Source organism: Ralstonia pickettii, assembly GCF_000607165.1.
In the GTDB taxonomy this organism is placed as follows: domain Bacteria; phylum Pseudomonadota; class Gammaproteobacteria; order Burkholderiales; family Burkholderiaceae; genus Ralstonia; species Ralstonia holmesii.
Window position 1 is genome coordinate 1 of the sequence record NZ_JFZG01000031.1, and the last position, 22759, is coordinate 22759.

The 22759-nt window shown below is 58.2% G+C and carries 21 protein-coding genes and 1 pseudogene; 11 read left to right on the top strand and 11 right to left on the bottom strand.

All coding sequences use genetic code 11. The features are described 5' to 3' along the window. Positions 1-268, top strand: a pseudogene (locus tag BG83_RS28105) (hypothetical protein); the annotation flags it as partial. Positions 269-322: 54 nt separating this feature from the next. Here the strand turns inward: BG83_RS28105 and BG83_RS0125080 are convergent. The 6 genes from BG83_RS0125080 to BG83_RS29960 form a co-directional block, all read right to left on the bottom strand. Then, the gene (locus BG83_RS0125080) at positions 323-1225 is read right to left on the bottom strand and encodes a hypothetical protein (protein WP_231973459.1); all 903 of its coding nucleotides are present in this window, start codon (positions 1223-1225) and stop codon (positions 323-325) included. 120 nt (positions 1226-1345) lie between these two features. Continuing rightward, entirely contained in the window at positions 1346-1756 is a 411-nt protein-coding gene (locus BG83_RS0125085; protein ID WP_024979337.1) for a hypothetical protein, read from the bottom strand. Between the two features lie 150 nt (positions 1757-1906). Next, positions 1907-2893: a hypothetical protein gene (locus BG83_RS0125090; protein ID WP_024979338.1), complete on the bottom strand. Its 987-nt coding sequence runs from the start codon at positions 2891-2893 to the stop codon at positions 1907-1909. Between the two features lie 249 nt (positions 2894-3142). Beyond that, entirely contained in the window at positions 3143-4468 is a 1326-nt protein-coding gene (locus tag BG83_RS0125095) for a DUF1173 family protein (protein ID WP_024979339.1), read from the bottom strand. 80 nt (positions 4469-4548) lie between these two features. Further along, positions 4549-4803, bottom strand: coding sequence for a hypothetical protein (locus BG83_RS29955; protein WP_231973457.1), 255 nt, complete (start codon positions 4801-4803; stop codon positions 4549-4551). Positions 4804-4807: 4 nt separating this feature from the next. After that, complete coding sequence (locus BG83_RS29960) at positions 4808-5656, bottom strand: NADAR family protein (protein ID WP_231973456.1); 849 nt, start codon at positions 5654-5656, stop codon at positions 4808-4810. Positions 5657-6378: 722 nt separating this feature from the next. Here BG83_RS29960 and BG83_RS0125105 point away from each other — a divergent pair. The 6 genes from BG83_RS0125105 to BG83_RS0125135 all read left to right on the top strand — a co-directional run bounded on the left by BG83_RS0125105 (position 6379) and on the right by BG83_RS0125135 (position 10115). Further along, entirely contained in the window at positions 6379-6957 is a 579-nt protein-coding gene (locus BG83_RS0125105) for a hypothetical protein (RefSeq protein WP_024979341.1), read from the top strand. Positions 6958-7186: 229 nt separating this feature from the next. Next, positions 7187-7450: a hypothetical protein gene (locus BG83_RS0125110; RefSeq protein WP_024979342.1), complete on the top strand. Its 264-nt coding sequence runs from the start codon at positions 7187-7189 to the stop codon at positions 7448-7450. After that, on the top strand, positions 7450-7866 hold the full coding sequence (locus BG83_RS0125115; RefSeq protein ID WP_024979343.1) for a hypothetical protein: 417 nt from the start codon (positions 7450-7452) through the stop codon (positions 7864-7866). The genes BG83_RS0125110 and BG83_RS0125115 overlap by 1 nt, the downstream gene beginning before the upstream one ends. Further along, positions 7863-8153, top strand: a complete 291-nt coding sequence (locus BG83_RS28110; RefSeq protein WP_024979344.1) for a hypothetical protein — start codon at positions 7863-7865, stop codon at positions 8151-8153. Before BG83_RS0125115 ends, BG83_RS28110 begins: the two co-directional genes overlap by 4 nt. A 237-nt stretch (positions 8154-8390) precedes the next feature. Continuing rightward, positions 8391-9149 carry a hypothetical protein gene (locus tag BG83_RS0125130; RefSeq protein WP_024979345.1) on the top strand — a complete coding sequence of 253 codons (759 nt, stop codon included), beginning with the start codon at positions 8391-8393 and terminating at the stop codon, positions 9147-9149. 324 nt (positions 9150-9473) lie between these two features. Beyond that, complete coding sequence (locus tag BG83_RS0125135; protein ID WP_024979346.1) at positions 9474-10115, top strand: hypothetical protein; 642 nt, start codon at positions 9474-9476, stop codon at positions 10113-10115. A gap of 18 nt (positions 10116-10133) precedes the next feature. On the opposite strand, the gene BG83_RS29055 is transcribed toward BG83_RS0125135, so the two are convergent. Beyond that, positions 10134-10472, bottom strand: a complete 339-nt coding sequence (locus BG83_RS29055; RefSeq protein WP_235193281.1) for an HU family DNA-binding protein — start codon at positions 10470-10472, stop codon at positions 10134-10136. Between the two features lie 339 nt (positions 10473-10811). Between BG83_RS29055 and BG83_RS0125140 the strand changes: the two genes are divergently transcribed. Continuing rightward, positions 10812-11351: a hypothetical protein gene (locus BG83_RS0125140; protein WP_024979347.1), complete on the top strand. Its 540-nt coding sequence runs from the start codon at positions 10812-10814 to the stop codon at positions 11349-11351. Positions 11352-11545: 194 nt separating this feature from the next. Here BG83_RS0125140 and BG83_RS0125145 read toward each other — a convergent pair whose 3' ends face one another. Then, a complete protein-coding gene (locus tag BG83_RS0125145) occupies positions 11546-11749 on the bottom strand; it encodes a hypothetical protein (protein WP_024979348.1) in 204 nt (67 codons plus the stop codon). 60 nt (positions 11750-11809) lie between these two features. Between BG83_RS0125145 and BG83_RS0125150 the strand changes: the two genes are divergently transcribed. Then, a complete protein-coding gene (locus BG83_RS0125150) occupies positions 11810-12805 on the top strand; it encodes a tyrosine-type recombinase/integrase (RefSeq protein WP_024979349.1) in 996 nt (331 codons plus the stop codon). A gap of 257 nt (positions 12806-13062) precedes the next feature. Here the strand turns inward: BG83_RS0125150 and BG83_RS0125155 are convergent, their stop codons facing one another. Next, positions 13063-13833 carry a GIY-YIG nuclease family protein gene (locus BG83_RS0125155; RefSeq protein WP_024979350.1) on the bottom strand — a complete coding sequence of 257 codons (771 nt, stop codon included), beginning with the start codon at positions 13831-13833 and terminating at the stop codon, positions 13063-13065. A gap of 276 nt (positions 13834-14109) precedes the next feature. Here BG83_RS0125155 and BG83_RS0125160 point away from each other — a divergent pair, with 276 nt between their 5' ends. Both BG83_RS0125160 and BG83_RS0125165 read left to right on the top strand, forming a co-directional pair. Beyond that, positions 14110-15900 carry a hypothetical protein gene (locus BG83_RS0125160; RefSeq protein ID WP_024979351.1) on the top strand — a complete coding sequence of 597 codons (1791 nt, stop codon included), beginning with the start codon at positions 14110-14112 and terminating at the stop codon, positions 15898-15900. A gap of 885 nt (positions 15901-16785) precedes the next feature. Beyond that, complete coding sequence (locus BG83_RS0125165) at positions 16786-19719, top strand: Tn3 family transposase (protein ID WP_024979352.1); 2934 nt, start codon at positions 16786-16788, stop codon at positions 19717-19719. Between the two features lie 126 nt (positions 19720-19845). On the opposite strand, the gene BG83_RS0125170 is transcribed toward BG83_RS0125165, so the two are convergent. Both BG83_RS0125170 and BG83_RS0125175 read right to left on the bottom strand, forming a co-directional pair. Continuing rightward, positions 19846-20805: a site-specific integrase gene (locus tag BG83_RS0125170; RefSeq protein WP_024979353.1), complete on the bottom strand. Its 960-nt coding sequence runs from the start codon at positions 20803-20805 to the stop codon at positions 19846-19848. A 24-nt stretch (positions 20806-20829) separates the two neighbouring features. Then, entirely contained in the window at positions 20830-22758 is a 1929-nt protein-coding gene (locus tag BG83_RS0125175; protein WP_024979354.1) for a cytochrome c/FTR1 family iron permease, read from the bottom strand. Position 22759 lies beyond the last annotated feature (1 nt).

The window sequence follows — 22759 nt, forward strand, 5'->3', positions numbered from 1 at the left end:
TGCGTTGCTGCTCTACAAATCCGATTGGGATCTGCAGCGTGCGAGCGCTCTCTATTGCCGCCTGAAGATACTGCCGCCGCTTCCGAATGGCCTCGACGGCAATTTGATGGGCCTGAACCCCTTCCATGACTACCCGGCATGGCAGGTGATCAATTCAGCGCAGCGCGTGGCAGAGGCTCGTACTGACGCTCGACCCGTGCAGCAGCAGATCGCAGGCGTGAAACATGAGCTCGAATTGCGATACAGGGAATGGCTTGCCAAGCAATAGGCTTCTGACTTGCACCCGGCCAGCGACGGTGGGGAGCCATCATGCTGCGTGAATTCAGATCTTTGGCAGCACGTCCTTCTCGAAAATTTCCATCGGCAGCATTCCATCGATCATGGCGTTGGAGGGAAGATCACGGAGTTGTTCCTGGTAGCCCGCCACGCCCATCACCGCGTAACCCAGGCGCCCGCCGGTAAGTTCGATTTCGCGCGGTGGCAACTGCTTCATGAGCTCCACCGTGGAGGACCTCATGCGCGTCATAAAAGCTTCAACAGTCATGCCTAGTTGCCTAAGTTGGGCGCGTGCCACGGGCGATGCTAGCTCATCGGGGTTGACTTTGTATGGGCGAAAATCCTTCGAAGCTGCCACCTCTGGTAGATATGCCGACATCGCAGGGTTGTCGTATGCCTGGTACTTCACGGTGACGTCTACCACCGCGAATGGAGGGGCGACCACGATTGCGTGAGGTGCGATGAAGTTGCCTTCATCAATGGAGTAGAAGTAGCGGGGCCTAGCCGATACCGAGTGTGGGAAGTGAATGGTCAGATTGCTCTTCGCCGTGTAGTTCCAGACGTGAAGCTCGTCCAGAATCCTCGAGAGAACGCTCGACGCGGTAACGCACAATCCAGGGCGGCCATCTCGAGCCACACGATTTGCGATGGCACTCGCAGCCACCAGGATCCTGTGCTCAGCGTGCTTTAGCTCGTCAGGAGAGTAGCTTCTTGCTTCGACAAGTCGAGCAACGAGATTCATTGCCGCCGGAGCTTGTGCTTCTGCGACGAGAAACGCCGGGGTGTCATGCAATCCGGGCTTTGAAGGGTCGATGCCGCGCTGTTTGAACCAGGCCTCGAGTTCGAGTTGTGTATTCGAGTCGCTTAGTTGCCAGGGGCCCGCAACTGCTGATGCTTTGGCTTCTTGGCCGCTTGCGGCCAGCAGCCTTTTCTGTTTTGCTTCTCCCACTGTGATATCCCCTATTGGCTGATGTAGTGCTGGGCGATCGAAAGGCCCGGGTCAATCGGCACCCCGAAAGTGATTCTCCGCAGCTTCGAAAGGCTTCGGAGGAGCTTCCTGCCTTCATGCCTAGTAGATAGAGCGCCCGACCTTTGAACAAGTTTGACCGATTGCCGAATAGGCTAAGTCATGCATCGGCGCCCCCCATTCTTGCGGATGCTTCGCCATGTATTCGTCGACGATCTTGAGTAGCTGAACGTCTGTCAGTCCAATGGCCTCGTTGCATTGGCTGAGTTTCTGTGTGCGCGTGTTGTCGAGGTCGCCTCGAGCTGCAAGCATCGGTGCGAACAAGAAGCCGTCCATCAACCCCTCCAGGTAATGCAGCCGAGCCGGGGCGGGTAACGCTTCGAAACGGCTTCCGGAGATGAACCCAGCCGGAGGCGTATAGACGTCCGCGGGGGGGATCTTCTGGGCATGAGCAGTTATGGCAAGAACCCCTATGGCCACTGCGGCGCCGGTGGAAGTCGTCGAGGTTTTCATTGCCGCTCCGTTGGCTCTTTCAGCGCATTGTACGACCGACAATAGACGCCAGAAGATGCATCGAAAGGCGTAGGCTCGCAACGTACCTGCTGACCGAACCGTCCCCCGCTCGGCTGGTTTGGCCAGTGAGCGGGGGTTCTGGCGCCAAGCCTAAACAGGCGCCAGCTTCTGGTACACGCTGCGCACAAACTGCTTGCGAAGCTGGTCGATCTTCACATCGTTGGCATCCTCAGAGATGCCGTTCGAGTAGACATCAGCGGCCCAAATGCCGTCCTGGAACTGTCCGAGATGCTTCGCCTGAGCAGGGTTGATGTCGAACAGATATTCCTTGTCGGGAACGACCAGGCGCTCCTGGTGACGGGGAATGTCAAACACCAACCGCGAGGAGCCGAGAGCGGCCAAACCAGCTTGGCCAAGCGACATCTCCACGCGCCACGCGCCGTAATCGTACGCGTCCGGACGGAAAATTCGACAGTTCACCCATGGATTCACCACCTGAATGATCTCCCGAACTAGGGCCGCCTTGGCAGAGCGAAGGTAGCGTGCAGCGTCCGCATCTGGACGAATGTCCAGGAACAGACCGCCCGCCCACTGACCACGGATCAGTTTCACGCTCACCAGGTCGCGCTTGTTGCGGTTGCGCGTAACGGCAAACTCACCGTCTACCTTGTGCGTCGAAGCAGACGCAAGGCGGATGTGTGGCCCGCCGAAATTCGACGGGACCAAAAAGGTGGGGGAGGCCTCGAGCGATTCGGGTGACAGTCCGTTCACCATCAGATCAACGTCGTATGCGATGTCGAGATAGTCGTCAGAGCGTTGGCGTTCCGGCGAGCGTTTGGTGATGTCGATTTGGATAGTGATACCGCAGGCGGCTGCGGCGGCGGACTCAGCCATAGGGCGGTCGTCCGACAACGTCTCCAAGTGCTCGAGAAATGCGAGGTGTCGGAAATCGCTTGGCGCATAAGTGTGACCTGACGCAAGGGAGGCAACCAGCGATGCGTACGTCGGCAGGCCATAGCCGAACGCGATCGCTTCATTCAGATGGTGTTCCTTGACAGGGATGTTCTCGGCGATTGCCGATTTGATGGCGAGCATGCTCGCCCGAAGGTCTGCGCGACGGCGCAATTGGAACGACATAGAAATCTCCGCTTGTTCTTCGCTTTCAGCCGATTACGAAGCGAAGCCCCACGATGGAGATCACTTGTCGATCGAAATGCTTTTCGCGACACTTGGTCGCGTCTCTGGAGTCGGCTGCAACTCGGGGCGAGGGCCCTGGGCGATAGGCCCGAGCCAACTGTAGCGAATGCGCAATGGGAGTGCAAGAGCGAGTAGGACGCTATGCTGCAGCACCCCACACCGGCCCAGGCGGCCGGCGACGCTCCTTCCCTAGGTGGGGCTTGCGCGTCCCTCGACTCGAGTCGGGAGTGTGGGCATTTCAGCAGTCGAGGAAAGATCCCAATCCCACAGCATTACACCCTTCTGTTCGTAGAAACGGCGTTTCTCTTTTTTGCGCGCATCGTAGTCTTCGCGCCCTTGCACCCCGAAAATCTCCATGTAGCATCGGCGCGCGGACGTGTCGTACAAAATGAAGTCGGGGAGCACCTTTCCGGCTAAGGTGTCGTCGCTGATCTCAAGGCGGATGGGTTTGGTGAAGTCGCGGCCGGCGGCTACAAGTGCGTCTGCGACCGTTTCCTCGTACGAGGATTCCACCGGGATGAACCGAGTCGACACGCGCAAGAGGCCGGCATCTATCAGCTGTAGATTCCCGTGCGTCGTTCCTTCGACTTGGAAAATGCCTACAACGTGGCCTTCTCCGCTCGATAGTGTGTTCAACACCCGGCCGAACCTTCGTTCCAGTCGCGCCAAAAGGGGCGCCTTGCAATACACCGGTTGGCCCATGTGTCCGAGTTGGAGTACATGGCTGCCGTACTTTCCCGGCTTGACCGATCTGAGCGGAGCAATGATGAAGAGCGTTTCCTTGACGGCCGTCGCCGACTTGCCGGCTGCAAGCCTGGCTTGGGCGTCCAGATAGGCTCTCGTGGAAGTGAAGAGCGGCTCAAGGCGAGCGTTCAGTAACTCCTTGTTCCGGTCGGCCGATGCCGGCGAGTATCGTGGAGGAATGTACAGAACGTCAGGCAGTGAGCGCTTCCCGATTTTCCCAGTTTGCGCGGTCAATTCCAGTTCGTATCGCACTCGGCCCCAATCTCGTTCCCAGCCTGCTCGCCAGCGATGCAGCCCCGCCTTGTTCCAAAGATATTGGAGCGTGGCGAGAAGCGTGGATCCGCGTGTCGATGTCGAGGGTTTGTCAGATTGTTCGATGGGATCCGGGGTGCGCGTCGCCGCATTGATTTTGAGCGACACCGAGTAGGCCGGAGTGATGTGGAACGTCCCGTCTGCGTCTTCAGAAAAGCATGACTTGCTTTCGGAAGACTGCCCCGACTCATGCTCCGGTTCCTTGTAGAAGGGGCAGCTCAGAACGTCATGAGCTTCACCTTCATCTGGCCAGCCGGCCAAGAAGAAAACTGCAGCCGAGCCACTGTTTGACTTGCGTCGGATCACCAGTCGCTGGGGAACTGGACCACAGAGGCACCAGCCATGGCCGGGATCAACTTTCGCCTCTGCGAACGCGTGTGAGTAGCGTGCCGGCGCTTCGCGCAAGGCAGCGAGTCTTATGCGGAGACTTCCGATGCGGACTTCAGGATTGGCGGACAAATGATCCTCTCATCGGTTTGGCCAGAAGGCTGTTGCTCAATGCACCGATGGAAGAAGGCGATTTTGCCGCCCAAGCGAACTCAATCCAGCGGAGCGTGCTTTTGCGGGTCGTATTCGCGGGCGAAATAGGCCTCGATCTCGCGGGCCGGCGCCTCGAGCGGGAAGGAGCGACAGATAAACTGCATGTCATCCTCAAGCGCAAGGCAGTACGCGCCCTCGGCAGCAATCGTTGTCGCGCTGCTATCGAGGCTAATCGTGAGGTCAATCGTGTAGGCGATTCGGCCCTTTGAGCGCACGTGCTTGATCAGGCCGATAGCGCTTTCGCTTTCGCGCAAGACACTAAACCCCCGACTTTTGAACGACTCGAAGAGGTCGTCGCTGCGTTGTTGTGCTGGACGTGCCGGCAGCGGCTGAGCGTCCAGTGCGGGCACCCGTTGCGGTGACGGATCGACCAACGTTAGGCGGGGCGTACTGGGAGAGTCGAACCGAGCAGCCTTGCCGTCGAGCTCGTTCGATGTAATCCGCGTCAGGAGCTGTGCCTTCACGAGTGAAGAAGACAACGTGCGTGCTTTTGGCAATGAGTTGCTGTACAACATGTCCATCGATTCCACTGTTCAACTTCGTTCTAACGTAATGAATGGGGTACATCTTCTGGGCAGCCCAAAGATGTAGTCCGACATCCATTCGTCGCCCTGCAAAGGTCACGTACTGGCAGTCGCTGCGTTTGCCAATCAATCGCTCAAGCGTTACCTGAACGTGTTCGGGTGGTGCGTCGACGGACCCAATTGCCAACAATCTGAAAGGACTCTCGATCTCCTGACGAACGGCTTTGAGTTCGTTCATCACGAAGGCATCTGGAATTCCCCAGCTACTGCATGCTTCGATCAGGCTGCCGGGCTCGACCAGTTCATTCTGCAGGTCGGGGTGGCTCTCAACCGCATACAAGAGAGCACTCCTAAACACCCGCCCGCGCACTTGTTTCCAATCTTTGCGCCACGTCTCAGGTAGCCGCCGAAGCATCTTCCTGAGTTCACGCAATGTCGGAGCGGCAAGAATTTCTTGTCGCACGACTTCATCAACGCCGCGGTACTTTTCGCTTTCCCAATAGTGGAAGATCGACCGATATCCCTCCCGTGAATCCAGGGAGACATCCATCAAGCCCATGAAGAACAGTTCAGATGCGATCATGGGCTGATTCTGTCAGCCTGCCGTTCGATGAGAAACATCGAATCGGCTTCCAAGCTGGGGGGTATTCCAACCGCTATAGGGTCAACGTCGAGTTGCGCGACTTGACGAATGTTGTAACTTCCGTGTTTGAGGCCTGCCTTTCAGTTACCGCTAGGTTCGATACCCCACCGAAGTGGGGCTCCTGGGTATCAACACGATTCCAGGGAAATGTTAATAGATCGAAATATCGAGCTTATCGAGACTAAACTTAATACCCCGGTGGAGGGGGGTAATAAGGTTATCTACACCTTTTTCGTCCAGAAATAAAAGATGCTTAAGACGGTATTAAGCGATATTTACCGGTTAACTAAGTTTTGACGGCGCGCACCCAACTAAAGAGGGGGGGCTTTCGTTGCTGCAGCGTCGAGCCGATCGGTTCAGAAGCCGGCTTGTCCGCCAGGTTGGCGCCGCGATAGAGCTTCCTAACAGGAACTCAATTCGTTGACGCCCGTGAACAGGGTGAGGTATCCTCGTCTCATAGTGAGTGTCGACGACGCTCGTCATGCCAGCTAGGGCCACTAGCCTAAGACTGTAGGTTGCTGCGCGGCCGACAGTTTCTGCAGTTTCACGTCGCACGCCGAAAAACTCAGTTTTTGTTTTGCGGCATCGCATCTACATCACCCAAGCGGGGAAGCCATTCCCGCGCTGGGTATGGCTTTCTCTGCATCTTCCAGCGAGAAACCATGCCTTCAATTCATAACTCCTTCAGCAGCAAACCGAAGCGGTTGTGCAGCCGTTCCCGCCGCCTCAACAAGACCGAGCTGCAGGGCTTGATCGACGATCTACTGGCCCGGCAAGAGCTGTACCGCCGGCGCGCTGACTATCCTTGGTTTCCTGGTGTACCAAATACTCGTTTGAGTTACGCGCGTGGCCAGCGACGCCTCCGACATTTGAAGCGTGCACTGAAGTCCGCACCGCGCGAAACCAATCAGCGCGGCAACGAGGTCGAGCGCTGGTTTAGGCCAAGCTCAAGCTTCACGTTCGACGCAACGCTGCGTGAGTACCAACGGTACTCGACCGATCAGGACGCCGAATGGTTTGGCGTGTGGGTCAACGTCATTCAGCGGAAGGTGTTCACCTACGCAGAGGGTGATTGCATCCTTGTCAGCTGTCCGACGGCTTTCTGTTTCGCCGCTGAGCTTGCCCACATGGAGCTGTTCTATGGTCCGGCGCCGGCGTTCATGCGCACTCTCAATGGAGACGGCTCATATTCGCGCTACGTGGAGACTCGTCCGGGTAGCGAACTGAACCAGACGAGCTGACACGCGACGTCGGAAAGACTTGCCGCGAACCCTCGACCGGGTTCGCCAATGACCTTCGAGCGAGGGCTATTGGCAAACCGGTCTGGCAACAGGCGCAAAAAATGCCGGGAAGGAATTTTGGACGAAATGTCCGAGATGCGAGCTGACGCATTCAGTCAATCCCCACGGGAGACACATTTCCCGTGCGGGAAGTGGGTCTGCCTGTGGCGTACACAGGAGGATCAAGATCATGCAGTTTCAGGATGTCCATAACGCAGCATTGAGGGCCTACGCCGAGGGCGAAACCCTCGTTATGGGCTTTAAGTTCGGAAAGGTCATCGGTGACAAGGGGATCGTGAAGCCGGAAGGCGATTTCCTCCGGTTTCACTACCTAGAAGACCTCGAGGCACATGTTGATGAGTCGCTTCTGCTGGACGAAACCAAGTTCTCCAGTCAGGGCTTCACCAAGATGGTCCCGACGTCTCCTTTCGCCGAGTACTTCGTGGAGGCGTAATGCCTGTTACTCAAACTCCCCCAAGGGGCAAGGTGAAGGAGTCGGCGTTCGAAGCAGAAATGGCGCGGCGCAATCCATCAAATCGACGAGACTTCTTTACGGTTTCGACGGTCGCAATGGATGTTCCGAACTACGATCCGGCCCCTTTCTATGCGACGGTCTGCAAGTCGTTCGAGAAGCAGTATGTGAAAGAGCAACGCCGAATTGAGCGTGCCCAGCGCGCAGAACTGCGAGCTCAGAAAGGCGTGGCCAAGTCTCGTCGACCGGGCAAGTTCTCGGAACCCACGACTGTCATGTCGATGGAGAGCATGCCCGAGCAGACTACTGCGGAGATCCATGCATTCATCCCAATCGAGGCATATGACGACGTTCCCTTGCTCTCTGATGAGGAGATCCTGGGGCTTGCCGCTCGATGACCTCACAATTGATGCGGTCGATCGGTGAACGGCTTCGGCTGTGGAAGTCGGAAGTTTGGGCGCGGCCGCTGTTGCTCGTTGAGTGGTGCGGCGCCGGCCTAGGCGTACTTGGTGCGGAGGTGTTGGCGCAGAAGTCTGCGTACTCAGCCTACGGCTGGGTTATCTGGCTCGTTTCCAACGTCCTTTGGATCGTGTTCGCGCTGAAGAAGCGGGCGTTCGGCCTGCTAGCGATGCAGTTGGTGTTCACGGTTACGTCCCTCCAAGGGGCCGTGAACTGGCTGCTCTAATGACATTTTTCAACCCGTTGCGGGGACTTTGTTCCCCAGCATCGGGGAGCATGTCTTCGCCTCTTCTAGGAGAAGTGAATGAACGTGCATGTGTTTGGTGGGGTACTCGTCGTTTTCGCGTTCCCGGCATTGCTCGCGGCAGCAGCGATGTTCGGTGACGCGATCTATGTGAAGTAACCCGTGTGCATATTGGGGGCCGACGATCGTCGGCCCCTATTGTTTTGGAGATTCGGAATCATGAACGAAATCATCAAGCAATATTTCCAGTTCGTTTTGGCGAGCTTGGGGTACCCGATCGATGACATCCTGTGGAGCCTTTCGCACTGCCAGGGTGACGGCATGCGATTCACTGGCAAGATTGCTGATCGTGTTGTCGCAAAGCGGCTATTGCGCGACCGCCCGGTATTTCTTGGGCTCGCTCTCTCCGCGATCGACAAGGGTGAGACGATCAGCATCTCTGCACTGCGTAGTAGCAACTATGTGCACGAGAACTCGATGGAGGCTGACCGCAGTTTCGATACGGAGCTCACACTGGCCGAGGATAAGGCCATGAGTCTCTTGCTTTCGTCGGTCAAGGAAGACATCGTCAATGTCTCAATGGACCTACGGAACAAAGGGTACGCCATACTCGAGTCATCGCCTTATGGCGCTGAAGTGCTGGTGCGCCGGGAGATCGGGGACATCACGGCGAAGGTGATCGTCGACCGTGACGAGTTTTTCCCGGCCCCTGAGAGCGGCGAAGCGCTTTTCGACGTCATTGATTTGTTCGAATTCGCCAATGGCCGTTCCAGCGCAGTCGCTGTGTCGGTTGTGATCGAGCATGCCGGTATCGAAGTCGGCTCTGCACACTGCGGCGGACATTCATCGAGCGGCCGGTGGGAGGATCTAGTCGGGCAAACTGACTTCCAAGGGCTGTCCCGCGGTTTGCTTGCAGACGCCTGCGCGGAGGCGCGGCAACGTCTTGGTGCTACCAAAGTTGCGCGAGGTTCCGCCTAAGCGTGGATTGGCAATCCCCAGTCGGGAACTGCCGGTGACGCAGTAAAGCAGCGCTTGCCCTTCAGGACGGCAGTCCTGCGACGGATGCATCTAACTGCATCCTTGATCGTATTAGCGTGAACAAGGCCACCCCCCCCCGGGGTGGCCTTTTTTCATTCTCGTGCCAGATCGATAAAGGTGTGTGCTACTGCAGTTGGAAAAAGCCCGCCAATACGACGCGTTTCGAGATGGCAGGGGGAAGAAGCCGGTGAGAAGATACTTGCGGCCTCCCTCGGGTGGGGCGACAGACAAAGACCAGTACAAGGCTAAGGGCCCAGGAGAGACATGGCGATCCGTGTTCAATCGCGTGAGCAAGCTGCACAACTCATTCGCAATGGGCTGAAACCCGAAGACATAAGGCGCTGGCCACAGATTGCGCTTCCTCAGTTCCTGCTTGATGACATTGTCGTTCAGGAACTCGAGTGCCTAGGCATTCGGAAAGGACATCGTTCCTATGACGCACGTCGCCAGGGGCTCCTTGCCGAGCTTGGCCAGCCGGCTGCAACGGTCTCAATGGACTGGGGCAGGATCATCGCGCGGCACGACGAGGCGGATACTCCGCCGTCGTTTTCGCTCGTCTTCGTACTCAAATCGCTTGAGGGAGTCGCCACTGCTGAGAGTACCCGAAGACTCACGTCCGAATTCGATGCGGAAGCAATTCAATTCGCCGTCGGGAGAGTCATCGAGGCGAAGTTTGCTGATATCGAACGAGCTGGCGCGGAACTCACTGAGGGCTCCTACGCTGGCGAGATACTCAAGTTCGATGTCCTGGACACCAGGCGCGTGAACTACCGTGAACTCAGTGAGAGCCTGGCGGACTTCGTCGAGCATTACGACATCCCGGGAATGCTGAACGACGAGTCAGTCGTCGTTCGTGGGAGCGAGGAATCGGCTCGCCGGTATGTTCGCGCTGGCTGGGCCGCATAAGCACGTGGACAAAATTGTCTACGGTGAATTCCGCTCGCGGTTTACAGCCTGCTTGAAACGGCTGCCGGCGGAAAATCGAACGGTTGTTACAGCCGGAACCTGAATCTTCTCTCCGGTACCAGGATTGCGGCCGCTTCGTGCGCGTCGTCGTGTAGCCGAAAACGTGCCGAAGCCCATGATCTGTACAACGTCGCCCCCTGCAACAGCATCGGCAACCACCTTTTCAAATGCGTCCAACCAGCGGATGACTTGCGCTGAAGAAGTGTTGCTGTGGTTCGCAATTGCCTTGGCCAGATCCTTCCTGTTCATACGCTCCTCGATGTAATCGACGCGGTTGCGCGACGAAGTGTAGGGCACCAGGCTAGGGTTGAATAGATTGTCAGCTCCTAGCCACCAGCGCTGCTGATTCTTGACAGGAACCGAAGGGTTTTCGGAGGCAGCGCTGAGTAGACTTGCATCCGCGTAGTTGACAGGCAGAATTTGAAGCGGTGTATGGGTGATTACGAAGCAGTGTTTGCGGCCGGTGCCGAGATTCCACTAGGGTGATTGAGTGGTTACTGCAAGGTGGGTTATATACGCACAGGCGCTTGTAACCCAAAGCTGAGGCGAATCTCCGATTCGCCCAAAACCAGCTTTCAAAGAACAGGGGCCCGCTCGCACTGCGCTTGCAGCTGGCGAATAGAGGAGAGGAAGAATATGGCTGAGTCTGACAGCGCCGCTACTGCAGCGATTCAATTTGCAGTGCAGACGACCGAAGGCATTGAGTTCTTACGCTGCTGGCAGGAGGGCGATTTCGCTGCAATCCGGCGGGATTGGCCTGACGCTCCACCTGGTGTATTCGAGGGAGTGGAACATCCGCGCCTTCCCAGTGACGTAAGCACGGATTCGCGAGCAGCTTGTGGGAACGGAAACATTGACATGCGTGCCCTGGGAGAACTTCTATTGGAAGCGGCACGTCGTCCGAACAGGGGAGGGGGGATGGTGATTAGTGCCCCTGGCGTTCTGACCATCGCAGCGCGCGCGCTGAAGGAGCTCGCGCAACCCTTCGATGAAACTGAGCATGACGCAGGTTATCTTCGCGAAACGCATCAAGATCGACTTGACGAAGCGCAGCCTGGGCTCTCGGCCTACTCACTAGAGACCATGGCCAAGCATCTTGAAATGTTGAGAACGGCTGTGGTGGAACGTGACGTCAGCAAGGTTGGTCAGTTCTTCAACGTGTACGTGTTTTCCTAACGGAATATTTTTTTCGCTGCTGAGCGTACGGCCGGCGGCTCTTAGGCGGTGACCGCACTATGTGGAACAGTATTCGATCGAAATGGAAAGGACTCCTGGCTCTTGCTGTCCTGTTGACAGCTGGTGGCGCGTTCTTGGGGCACCAAGCCGGTAGTAGTGCAGGGGAGCGAGCAAAGGAAAGATTGCAACTCGTGTTACCAGCAATCGACAGCCTGCCCGAACACGATCGGGCGTTGCTTGTCGGACTCGCTATGACATGCAAGCTGGAGAATCGGCCCGCGGAGGTTGATGAGGTAGTTGCCTGCCTGCGAGATGCTGCGAACGATCCAGACGCATTCCTTCCGAAGGGTGTCGACAAGGGCGCCGTGCCGGGAAGGCTTGAGCAACTGCTTCAGCATCGAGCTTAGTCCAAAAGCGTCGTTTTCAGCCGCCTCGAACACAGACGGAAACCGAGAGCAATGAGCGATCAGACTTTGAATTGGGATTCAGCGAGCACCGCCGCCTTCGAACAGTGGCAGAGTGAGCTTTGCAATGCCAACGGCAAAGCGTTGAGCGATCAAACGCGGAAGCAGCGGCTAGCCATGTATGGCAAGTTCCTGAAGTTTCTATATGCGCGTGAGGTTCCTCTCTCGGTACTCACCGTTGGTAGCGCAGAAATCGAATTGTTCTTGGCGTCGCTCACCAACAGTGCAGGGACCGGTGAGCCGAATCGAAGTACGTCCCAGCGTTATGTGCGCTTGATCAGTGACGTGATCGATCAGCTTGTCTCGCTTGGGTTGCGTGATTCGAACCCTTCGTCGGAACTGCTCAAGCAGTTTAGTGAGCGAGGTGCTGATAGGTCGGCCGACAAGCTTCCGGAGTGTCTTGATGCGGAGCAGGATGCAAATCTACGGCGACACATTCTCCAAATGCCAACCGACACTTGGACCGCTTGCAGGAATCGGGCAATGTTGGCGTTGTTTGCGGGTGCCGGCCTGACGCTGTACGAAGGCATTCATATGCGTTTGCAAGATGTTCACTTGGCCAAGGGTGAAAAAAAACGCCTGGTCACTCCAGCCACTCCTAGCGGCTCGCGAAAAGTGCACGACGTTCCGCTGGCTGAATGGTGCGTAGAGCCGTTGGCCGACTGGATTAAGTGCCTGCATCTTCGCGGGGACGACTGGACCTTCTTGTTTCCATCCAGCACGGGCGGATTGAATCCGGATCCAATCGATGAGCCTCTCGCTGAGAACAGCGTGTACTCGTTGATTAGCACCGCACTCGTCGCTGTTGGCTATGCCGGCGCCGACAAAGGCGCAGCGATCTTGAGAAATACCTTCGCGCTCAGAAACCTGGTGGCGAACACCAGTCAGAACGATCTGCGCTCCTGGATGGGCCTGGAGACCGACTACCAGCTGTTTCGGATTGCCCGGCGACGCGGGTTATGGGCCACGGAAGATCGGCGCCCTGTTTAAGCCCAGGTGGCATTCACAGGAGTCAAGTTGGGCTCCTAGATGAAGCCGCCGGGAATCCGATGCGTCGAGCAAAAAGTTGACAGCCAGGCGCAATGAATCGGCTGTCGCCGCTGTAGACGTCTATACCCCCTGCGCACACCAAATGCAATTAACGGGCAGGCTTAATCTCTAGACACCTTGCGCCGCTCCGCGGCTGAACACCCGCAACCAAGCATAGGGGCAGGTGCGAAGCGACGAGCCAATGAACTCCGCGCGGCCTATTTCCAAGCCCTTGCTGGCGCAAGGCGCTCAACATCAAGTGCCCAACGATCACAAAGCGCGGCGAGACAACAGTCGACAGGCCTCCTATAGGTGGCCTGGTGTTCGACTACGACGTCTGGTAGCCATAGGGTCTGTGCATCGTCCATCGAGCGGGTGTATCGGGGAACCTCGCTTCGCTTGCGATCGCCGTCCCGTTGCCCGGTAACGATCGTTTCACCCTTGCGCGAGTCGATACAGACGGTCGGGTAGCCCTGTAGCAAGCCAATGTCCGCGTCAAGCTGGTAGTGACCATCACCGTACTGTGCACAGACGCCGATCCCCAACGCAGCGGACTTCAGCAGCTTGATCACTCGTCGCTCCCTGCGGCGCCAGTAGCGATCTACACCTGCGTCGAGTTGGCGTTCGATCCAAGCTGTGGCCGCATCCTGTTGGTATTCAAAGGGCCAGACAAACTGTTCACCGAACAAATCTTCGACGGCTCGACGAGCAAGACGGTCGCCTCGGAACCATTCGAATGCAACGCGGTGCTTCCTCAGTTGCGAGTGAGCGAGCTCCTCGAAATGGCCAGCGCCAGGAAAAACAGCGACAAGGCTAATCGCACACTGGCCGACCACTCGCAGTTGTTGCTGGCGCTGAGCTGGATTGCCGCTACGGCCGATCTTGATCAGCCCGTGCATGTTTTGCATGACGTACAACGACATCGCGCGCGTTTCGTCATTTAGCAACGAGGGGAGTTCAGAGAATTGTGCTAGCTCGAACAGGATCATGACTGGTCAATCACCTAAATTTGAGATGCGAAGTGGACGAGAGTCGTTGTACGTCGATGAATCTGGACTCCAGATCATGGAACCGGTTGCTCCTATTCAAGCCCCCTGAGTTAGGGACGCACGATAGCGTTGGCATCGCTCGAGGTTCTGCGACACGATTACTCTTGCGGCATGCTCTGGATTGTCACTATGCTTCCGAGCAACGCTTGGTTGCTGCAAACTCTCACGGCTCGACTTTGAACTTCAAAGCAGCATCCTAGACTATTGATCCGAACGATGAGCCCTCTTGAAAAGCACCAGTCATTAGAGTCCCTGACGCTGCAGTACTTGGCAGAAGTTTGGCCTCCAGTGGAGCAACGTGATCTTGAAGCCGCAATGGCTGCTATGGAGCTGCCGGTTGCGATTGCACTATGGATAATGACATTCAGGCCCGGGCTCGCTCAGAAATCTGAGCTAACCATCGCTCTCCTTGGAGATCACTTTTTCCCCGATCAAGGCGAGTGGTTGCTTTCACTGCCATTTCTACTCGGCAACGCTCAGCTGCATGTGCGATTCTTGGTTGGAAGCCATGAACCAGGAAGGCGGCTTCGAAGTACAGGACTTCCGGTTCATCAAAATCCGGGGCAGATCCGCCGAATTGCTGCCGATTTCTCCGGAGTCCAGGCCATCCTGGAGGAGCGGTCACTCGATCTTGCGCTCGTCAACGGTATCGCAGTATTAGTTGATCCAGCCTTTCGCGAGGAGTCTGATCGAGCGCGTGCCGACAGCGAGATCCTCGCCATCACCAAGATGTTTTCGAGCGTGGGCATGATCGGCGGTATTTCCACGTCAGAGGCGGCGTTTGCCTTGGACAGTGGTGTATTGTCGGCGGCAGGCTTCGGAATGGAGTCTAAACCGTGCGTGAACGCCATAACCTTGGACGGCAAGACCGCAATCCAGGGGCCCTATCACACATTATGGAAGGTCAGCAGTTACATCCCACCGAAGGATCACGATACGGTTTCTTTAGTCATTGCAAGGTTCGCTAGCATCTTCGACGCATTTGCAGCCCTTGCGCCACTTGCAGACCCAAATCTGGCCAAGTGGGGAGTTCTTCTTGGTCAGGATATTGACTCGGAAGGCGACATTATCGTTGGGTTGCCTGGGGCCTTAGTTGCCGAAATCGATACGGGCGAGATCAAGTTGGAAGTTAGCCCCGGCGAGTTAATGGAATCAGAGTTCCTGAGTGCAGTCGTGGAGCGTGAGCCCGAGCTTCGTGATGCAATTCGATCATGGAACGAAAACCTCAGTGTTCTAGAAAGGATGCGGTGGGCGGCAGACATCTTCAATCGGTGGATTGAACCGCATATGCAGGTATTGGGGCCGCAGTTGCTTGCTATTGCTTTCCATGAGCATATGGGGGATCTCAGAGCAGGCCTCGAAGAGGAAGATGACAGCCAGGCAGTAGACGAATTGGCGGACGACCTGCGAGATGTTGTGATTGCCGCTGAGTCCTCACCAATGGTTGCGCTGCAGTCCGCCTTGACGATTGCTTTGGAAGCGGTGGAGCAACTTGTAGAGGAGCCCGGAAGGGCGTTAGACGATTCGGTGCTTTACCGAGAATTGTTGGATAGGCGAATGCTGGCTGCAGCGGTCCATTTTCTTAGCGACCGACCAAGTCTCGTAAACCATCTCGACAGTGACGGCGTGGAACTAGAACATCTCCTTGCCATTGCCAGTAGATTTGATCTCTTATGCCACCTGATTACTGAGCACGAACCAGAGTTTTCAGAGGAATCTGCTACACACCTTCTGTGGCACTTGTGCGAGGACGATTACAAGCCGACAGGCTTTGAACAGAAGACAGTGTTTTTATTGTCGACAAGATACGCGGACCTGAATGTGCAAGCACTTGATTTTTCCACGCCCTTAGCAAAAGCCATTGAAACAAAGAAGTGGGATGTGTGCAGAGCCCTGTGCGAACTTGGTGCTCACTTTGACGCGAGATACTTTGCAGGCCGTCTCAACTCGATCAAGCAGTCATTGCCATCTGACTTACTAAGCCATTTTGAGCAGCTGAAGCGGTGAACCAGGTCAGCGTAGCGCCAAAGAGCAGCCTCGAGCGCCCAGCAACGCAACAGCCGTAAACCTACCGTCCTGACGCGCATAATGTATATTATGTTAACCATAGAGCACATTTCGACTGTCAGGCACATCGACGTGCTGGTGGACGGAAGCAGTTGTTCATTCTCGACTGCCCGTCCCGTCCATCGTTGAGGTCCGTTCCCGTAGGGCGTCTGTATCTGCCAGCTTTGCGAGCAACTCGCGTTGGCATGCCATGACGAGTCCCTGCCAGCCTGGTGCGTCAGGATCAACACCATACCTTGCCCGCACCAACTGCTTTGCTTCGCTCTCGACAGCCGCCAGTTCTGCGGCTGTTGGTCCCGGTGCCGGCACGTCACGCGCAGCCGACGGCCTCGCAATAAACATTGCGCCTGTCCGCACGGACTGAACAAGCGGGCGCGCTCCGCGGGAGTGGCGGCGCAACCTTTCCTGCGCATGCTGAAACTCCGCCTCAAATCGCGCGACCAGTTGTTCTGCATTCTGCGCAAGAATCTGCCGCTCATCAGCACTAAGCAAGCGACCAATGGTGCTGCCATAGCGAGGAGAACTCGCCCTGGTTATGTGCCTGAATAAGCGATCAAAGCAATCGGACCCGTACACTCTGACAAGACCGTCGTGACGGACGACATGGATTCGCTTGTAGACGGCATGTCCACATCCAGGCGCTTGGCACGTCACCCGTTCAGGGGTAATCGTACTTTTCGTGCAAAATCTGGCGGTTTCCCCACAAGGCCTTTATTCATAAGGCTCCCAGGTCTTTGTCGACAATTGTCTGCTGTCCTCAAGTGACTTCAGGAGTACGATGTTCGCCCGCGATTTCGGATCGCGCCACCTTGATGGGGGCTGAAGATGCCGGGCTTGGAATTTCGCTATGTGGGAAAGGACTCCTTGCCCACGCGGTTGTCAGAGTTCGACGTCGACCGCTACTTCGCGCTGACCGAGAGCGATATCTTCGCGATCAACCAGAAATTCCGGCGTGACGGCCGCGCAGGAGCCGCCATCCAACTGGTCTTTCTTCGCGCCAGCGGTCATACCCTCGACCAACTCAACACCCTTCCCCGGCAGTTGCTGCGCTATGTCGGCGCAAGGCTGGGGGTGTCGACGCCAACCATTGCTTCGCTGCGCACCATTTATCAGCGATACAAGACCCTTTACGAACATCAGGTTTGGGCATGCGACTACCTTGGCCTGACGCGGCTTGATGGCGACCAGTGGACTGGGCTGGAAGCCTGGATGCGGCAGGATGCCGCCGAATCGCTGACGATCGATGAGTTGCTCCAGCACGCTCACTTCTGGCTGTATGAGCGACGGATTCTGATCCCTTCTACCCGCGCACTGCTGGATATTGCCCGCTCCATTTGGGCCGGCATCGAGCGCGAATTGCTGGCCATGATTGAGGCGGTTGTTCCGCTAACGCAGATCGCACAGGCCGAAGCGGCTGTGTTCGTTCAGCATGCAACATCGGGTACGACCATACTCGAATGGCTCAAGACCCCACCAGCCCGGCACAGCCCGTCAACCATGACCGAGACGCTGGACAAGATCCGCTTCCTGAAGGATCTCGGCGCACATACCTGGGCATTCGATGCTGTCCCCATCGAAAAACAGCGCGCCTACGGCCAGCGCATCCAGGCTCGCCGCCCCGCCAAAGTCCGCGAACTGAAAACCTCCACGCGCACGATCGAACTGGTGTTCTTCCTGCGTGTGACCCTGCTGGAGCTGACGGATGCGATGGCCTACCAATCCGGGCGGCGCGTTTCCGACCTGGTCCGCCGGGCTTACAACAAGACCACGGCCAAGCAAGTGCGCTCGGCGGTTGAATACCGGCAGCAGTTGGTCGACATCAAAGCGCTGGTTGACGATACCCGTCGTTCAGCGGAAGACCGGCTGGCCGACATCGGCAAGTTGCTGGAGGGCTTCTCGACCAAACCACCCGCGAGCCACGCGGCCAGTGTGCGAGAGACGCTCACCGAAGACCCACACCGTATCCGCAATCTCCTGACTGCTCTGCGCGGCTTGGAGTTTGCCAGCAACGGCGCCGATCCTGCTGTGCAGCAGCTAGAGTTCGTCGGCAGATTGCATGATCGAGGGGCGACGGAGTTGCCGCCCGACTGCCAGGTGCCAGTCAGTGCCAGTTGGCGCGACTTGGTTAACAGCGAAGACCGTCAGCGCGCGATGCGCGCCATGGAAGCCAGCGCGATGCTGGGCTTGCGCCGAGGGCTGCGCCGCGGCACGGTGTGGATCAACCACAGCCTGTCGTTCCGTGAGCGCGATCAGTTGCTGATCCCACCTGCGCAGTGGGATGCCGAACGTGACCGGTATCTGTCCTCGCTCGGCTTGCCGAGCCAAGCGGACACCTATCTCAACCGGCTGACGGACCACCTGAAAGCGAGTCTCGCCGCACTGAACGAGGCCCGCGAAGCCGGCCACTTCACCATTGATGCAAATGGCGTGCTCCATCAGTCGCCGCTCGAAGCGGCGGACACGGACGGCATACCCACGCGCACCCGTGATCTGCTGTTCAAGGACATCGGCAACGCGCAGTTTGCCGACATGATCCTGGAGATGGATGCGCGTACCAATTTCAGTGAAGTGCTGCTGGCCCGCAAGGCCAGAGACTCGCAAGAACTGATCGCGCTCTACGCAGGGCTCATTGCCCACGGCACCGAACTGGATGCCAAGGGTGTGGCGGCCATGATCCCGCAACTGGACCCCGCTCACGTCTCAACCGCGATGCGCGCCCTGGAGATGCCTGGGCGGCTGCGCCGTGCGAACGAGCGGGTGGTGGAATTCCAGCGCACGCACCCGATCACCGAGCTGTGGGGAACGGGGCAACTGGCGTCGAGCGATTCGATGAGCCTGGATACCTCACCCCACCTGTTCTACGCTCGCGCCGACCCACGCCGCCGCACCCATGCTGTCGGGATCTATACGCACGTGCTGGACCAGCACGGGATCGTCTACAACCAGCCCATGGTGCTCAACGAGCGCCAGACTGGCGTTGCGATCGAAGGCGTGATGCGCCACAACGAGACCCGCGCCGACGGCGGGTTGCTCCGTCTTGCCGTGGATACCCATGGATACACGAACGTGGGGATGGCGGTAGCCAAGTTGCTCGGCTTCGATCTGTGTCCCTGGCTGCGCAATCTGTCGGAGCGCAAGCTGTACCTGCCGCGCGGCCTGCAGGTGCCAGACGGTTTGGAGGGTGCCGTCTCGCTCGACATCTCGCCCAAGGCGATCCGTGAAGGCTGGGATGGTTTGCTGCGCCTGGTGGCCTCCATTCACTCTGGGCGCGTGAGCGCAATCGTGGCGCTGCAGCGATTTGGCAGTGCTGCCCAGGGCGACCCGATCCACCGGGCAGCCGATCACCTCGGCAAGCTGTTGCGCACGCTGTTCCTGTGCGATTTCTTCAGCAACAGCGAGTTTCGGCGGGAGCTGCGCACGCTGCTCAACCGTGGCGAATCGGTACACCAGCTCCAGCGGGCCATCTACTCCAGCAAAGTCCAGCACGATCGTGGGCGGCGTCAGGACGAGATGATGGCGATTTCCGGATCGCTCACGCTGCTGACGAATCTGGTGATCGGCTGGAACACGCAACGGATGCAAGTCACAGTCGACGCATGGCGCGGTAAGGGGCAACGCGTCGACGATGACTGGCTCCGACGCATGGGGCCGGCACACTTCGCACATGTGAATTTCCGGGGCATTCTGAGCTTCCCGATCCACCAGTACCAGGACGCATTGTTGGAGGCGGCACCTCGGCGACGCGCAAGCCAAGCGTGACGGACAACTTGGTGCGGGTGCGGCGTCACGTCTCATGCGCCCTAGTCAACCCCAATCGTGCCCGTTAGCGGGTCATGCAAGGTCGCTTCGCCAAAGCAATTGAAGAGGTCCGCTTGATCGAACCTGTCAGCCTGCAATGCCCGGCGGCGGTGCGACCGACAGCGCTGCTTCGATCCGATGCTGTGCAAAGGGGTCGGCCGCGTCGATATAGCGCATGGCCGAGCGTACGTCCTTCCAGCCGACGTACTCCATCAGCATCTTGAGATCCCACTGGTTCGAATTCGCCCAGGTTGCAAAGCCGCGTCGCAGCGAGTGACTGCTGTAGCGGTCCGATTGCGGCAGTCCCGCGCGATGGAGCAGCGCGCGCAACAAAGGCACGATGCTGCTGGCCTGCAGTCCATCGGTGGCGATTCGGCTCCAGCGGTCAATCCTGCGGAACACCGGGCCCTCAGTCAGGCCGGACGCCGCCAGCCAGGCCTCGTAGGCGGCGACTGGGCACAAGCGCGACAACGTGGGCGCCTTGTGGGTCGTGCCGACATGGTTGCGATCCGTCTTGGTGCGCGGCAGGAAAATCGTCATGCCCCGGCCGGGCTCCACCGTGATGTGCTCGATCTGCAGCCGACTCAGTTCGTCCGACCGGAAGCCCCGCCAGAAGCCGATCAGCACCAGCGCCTTGTTGCGGGTATGCACCTGGAGTTGATGGGCGTTGCCCTCAGACGAGGCGGCGACCTGCGTATCCAGCCAGGCAACCATTTGCTCCAACTGGGCGAGCTGCAACGGCTTGGCACGCCGCTCCTGCGCTGGGTGCAGTGCCTGAATGCCCTTGAGCACCTTGCGGACATGCGGTGCTCGGGTGGGATCGGGAAAGCCCTGCGCAACATGCCATTGCGCGATCGCAGCCAACCGTTGGCGCAGTGTATTGATGGAGAGCACCTGCGCGTGCTCGGCCAGATAGCGCGCGATGCTGTCAGCGCTGGCCGGCAGGAAGCCACCCCATTCCCGCTCGAAATGACGGATGGCGGACTGATAGCTGCGCCGCGTGTGATCGCGGGTCGCAGCCTGCAAATACCTGTCGATATCCGCCATTGAACTGTCAAATACAGGTGGGGACTACGCTTTGCTCGATGCCTTCTGCGATCGTAGGTTATACGCGATGCTGAGCGCAATAATGAACAAGATCGCCACTTGTGCGATTACCGTCTGCACGGAGGGATAAATGCCGAGCATGTCGATGCGTGGCATCGAAATCGGCGTGATGTGCAGGAAGCCGACTTTCTGCAGTGCAGCGACCCCTTTTCCGATCAGCACCACCGCCAGGACAGCAACCAAGGCCGAACTGAAGGCAAAGAATTGGCGGATCGGCAGGCGCGCGGAGGAGCGCAGCAGAACGACGGCGATGACCGCCAGGATCGCAATCCCCGAACCCAAGCCGGCCAGCAGGTAGATGCCGTTCCCTTCGCTCCACAGCGCGGCGTAGAACAGCACGGTCTCAAACACCTCGCGATACACCGTCACGAACGACAGCACGAACAGCATGATCGCCGAGCGCTTGTTCAGCGCGGAGGACAGCTTCTGCTTCACGTAGGCCTGCCAGCGGCCGGCCAGGCTCTTCTGGTGCATCCACATGCCCACGCCGAGCAGGACCACGGCCGCAAAGATTGCCGAGAAGCCTTCGGTCATCTCGCGGCTGGCACCGCTCAGGTCCACCAGGTAGGTAGCGACGGCCCAGGTCAGCCCACCGGCGGCCAGCGCAACAATCCAGCCCGCATGGACGTACGGCAGCACGTCGGTGCGTTCGGCCTTCTTCAGGAAGGCCATCATGGCGACCACGACGAGCAGCGCTTCCAGGCCTTCACGCAGAAGGATCGTCAAGGCGCCCAGGAACGTAGAGAGCGGATCGTTAGTGCCACCCAGTGCATCCTGGGCTTCAGTCAGCATCGTCTGCAGATGCTGCGCGATGTCCCGTACCTGCTCGGCCTGACCGGTAGTGATCGCGTTGCGATACAGGCCCATCGTTTTTTCGATGTCCTGGAACAGTGCCTGGTTCTTGGCGGCCAAGGCGGGTTCAACCGGCTCGAAGCCATCGAGGTAGGCGGAAAGCGCTAGGCGTGAGGCAGTTGCCTTATCGCCCTGGCCGAAGGCGGCCACGCTTTCTTTCAGTTTGTCCTTGGCGATCGCGAGACTGTCTGTATTGGAGGCGCTCAGCACGTCCGGCGCGCTTCTCAAATACGCCGTCAATTGCCGTGCCGCATCCGGGCTGACTGTCTTGGCGAGCGACGCCTCGGGTGTCTGGCTGAGCTTGGCGAGTGTGGGCACTGCGCTATGCAGCTCCGGGCGGGAAGCCCACAGTTTGGCGCCGGCTTGCCGATCCGCATCGGAATACGACAAGGTCGACGCGAAATAAGCCAGCGCCCAGCGATCGTCGTCAGTGAGCTGCGCGAAACTGGGCATGGAGGTGCCCTCAACACCGCGCGTGATGATCTGCTGGAGCGCGAAGACGCTGCGCTCCTGGGCCCGCTGATGGTCGGCCAGGGCAATGGGCGGCGGGCTTAGTTTGGCGGCCAGCGGGCCATCTGCGTGTCCGGAGCTGCCGTGGCAGGACGCGCACTGGCTTTGATACAGCGTGGCCCCGTGCTTGAGGTCCGGCACCTTGCTGGGCGCCATCGGCACCGGATAGGCGGCCAGCAAGCTGTCCGCGAGCTTATGTGCCTGTTCACCGACGACGGTGGGTGCGGCTTTGTCGGCGATGAGCGTGCGCAATGCCCCTGCATCCTTGAGCAAGGCTTGCGTCTGCGGCCCCGCCGGCAACTCGGCAATCTGACGTTCCGCCGCATGCGCAAACTCCTGCATTTCGGCGTACTCGTCGGCATTGGCCACCTGGCCGTCCTTGACGGAGCGACCATAATCGACCGCCAGATAGTCGAGCAACTGCCAGACTTGCTTGGTCTTGTCTTGGGTGGACAGCGTGTCGGCGTACGCGCTTGAGACCGATGTCAGCAGGTAAAACAGGATGAGGGAGACGACGCGCTGCAGTTGCATG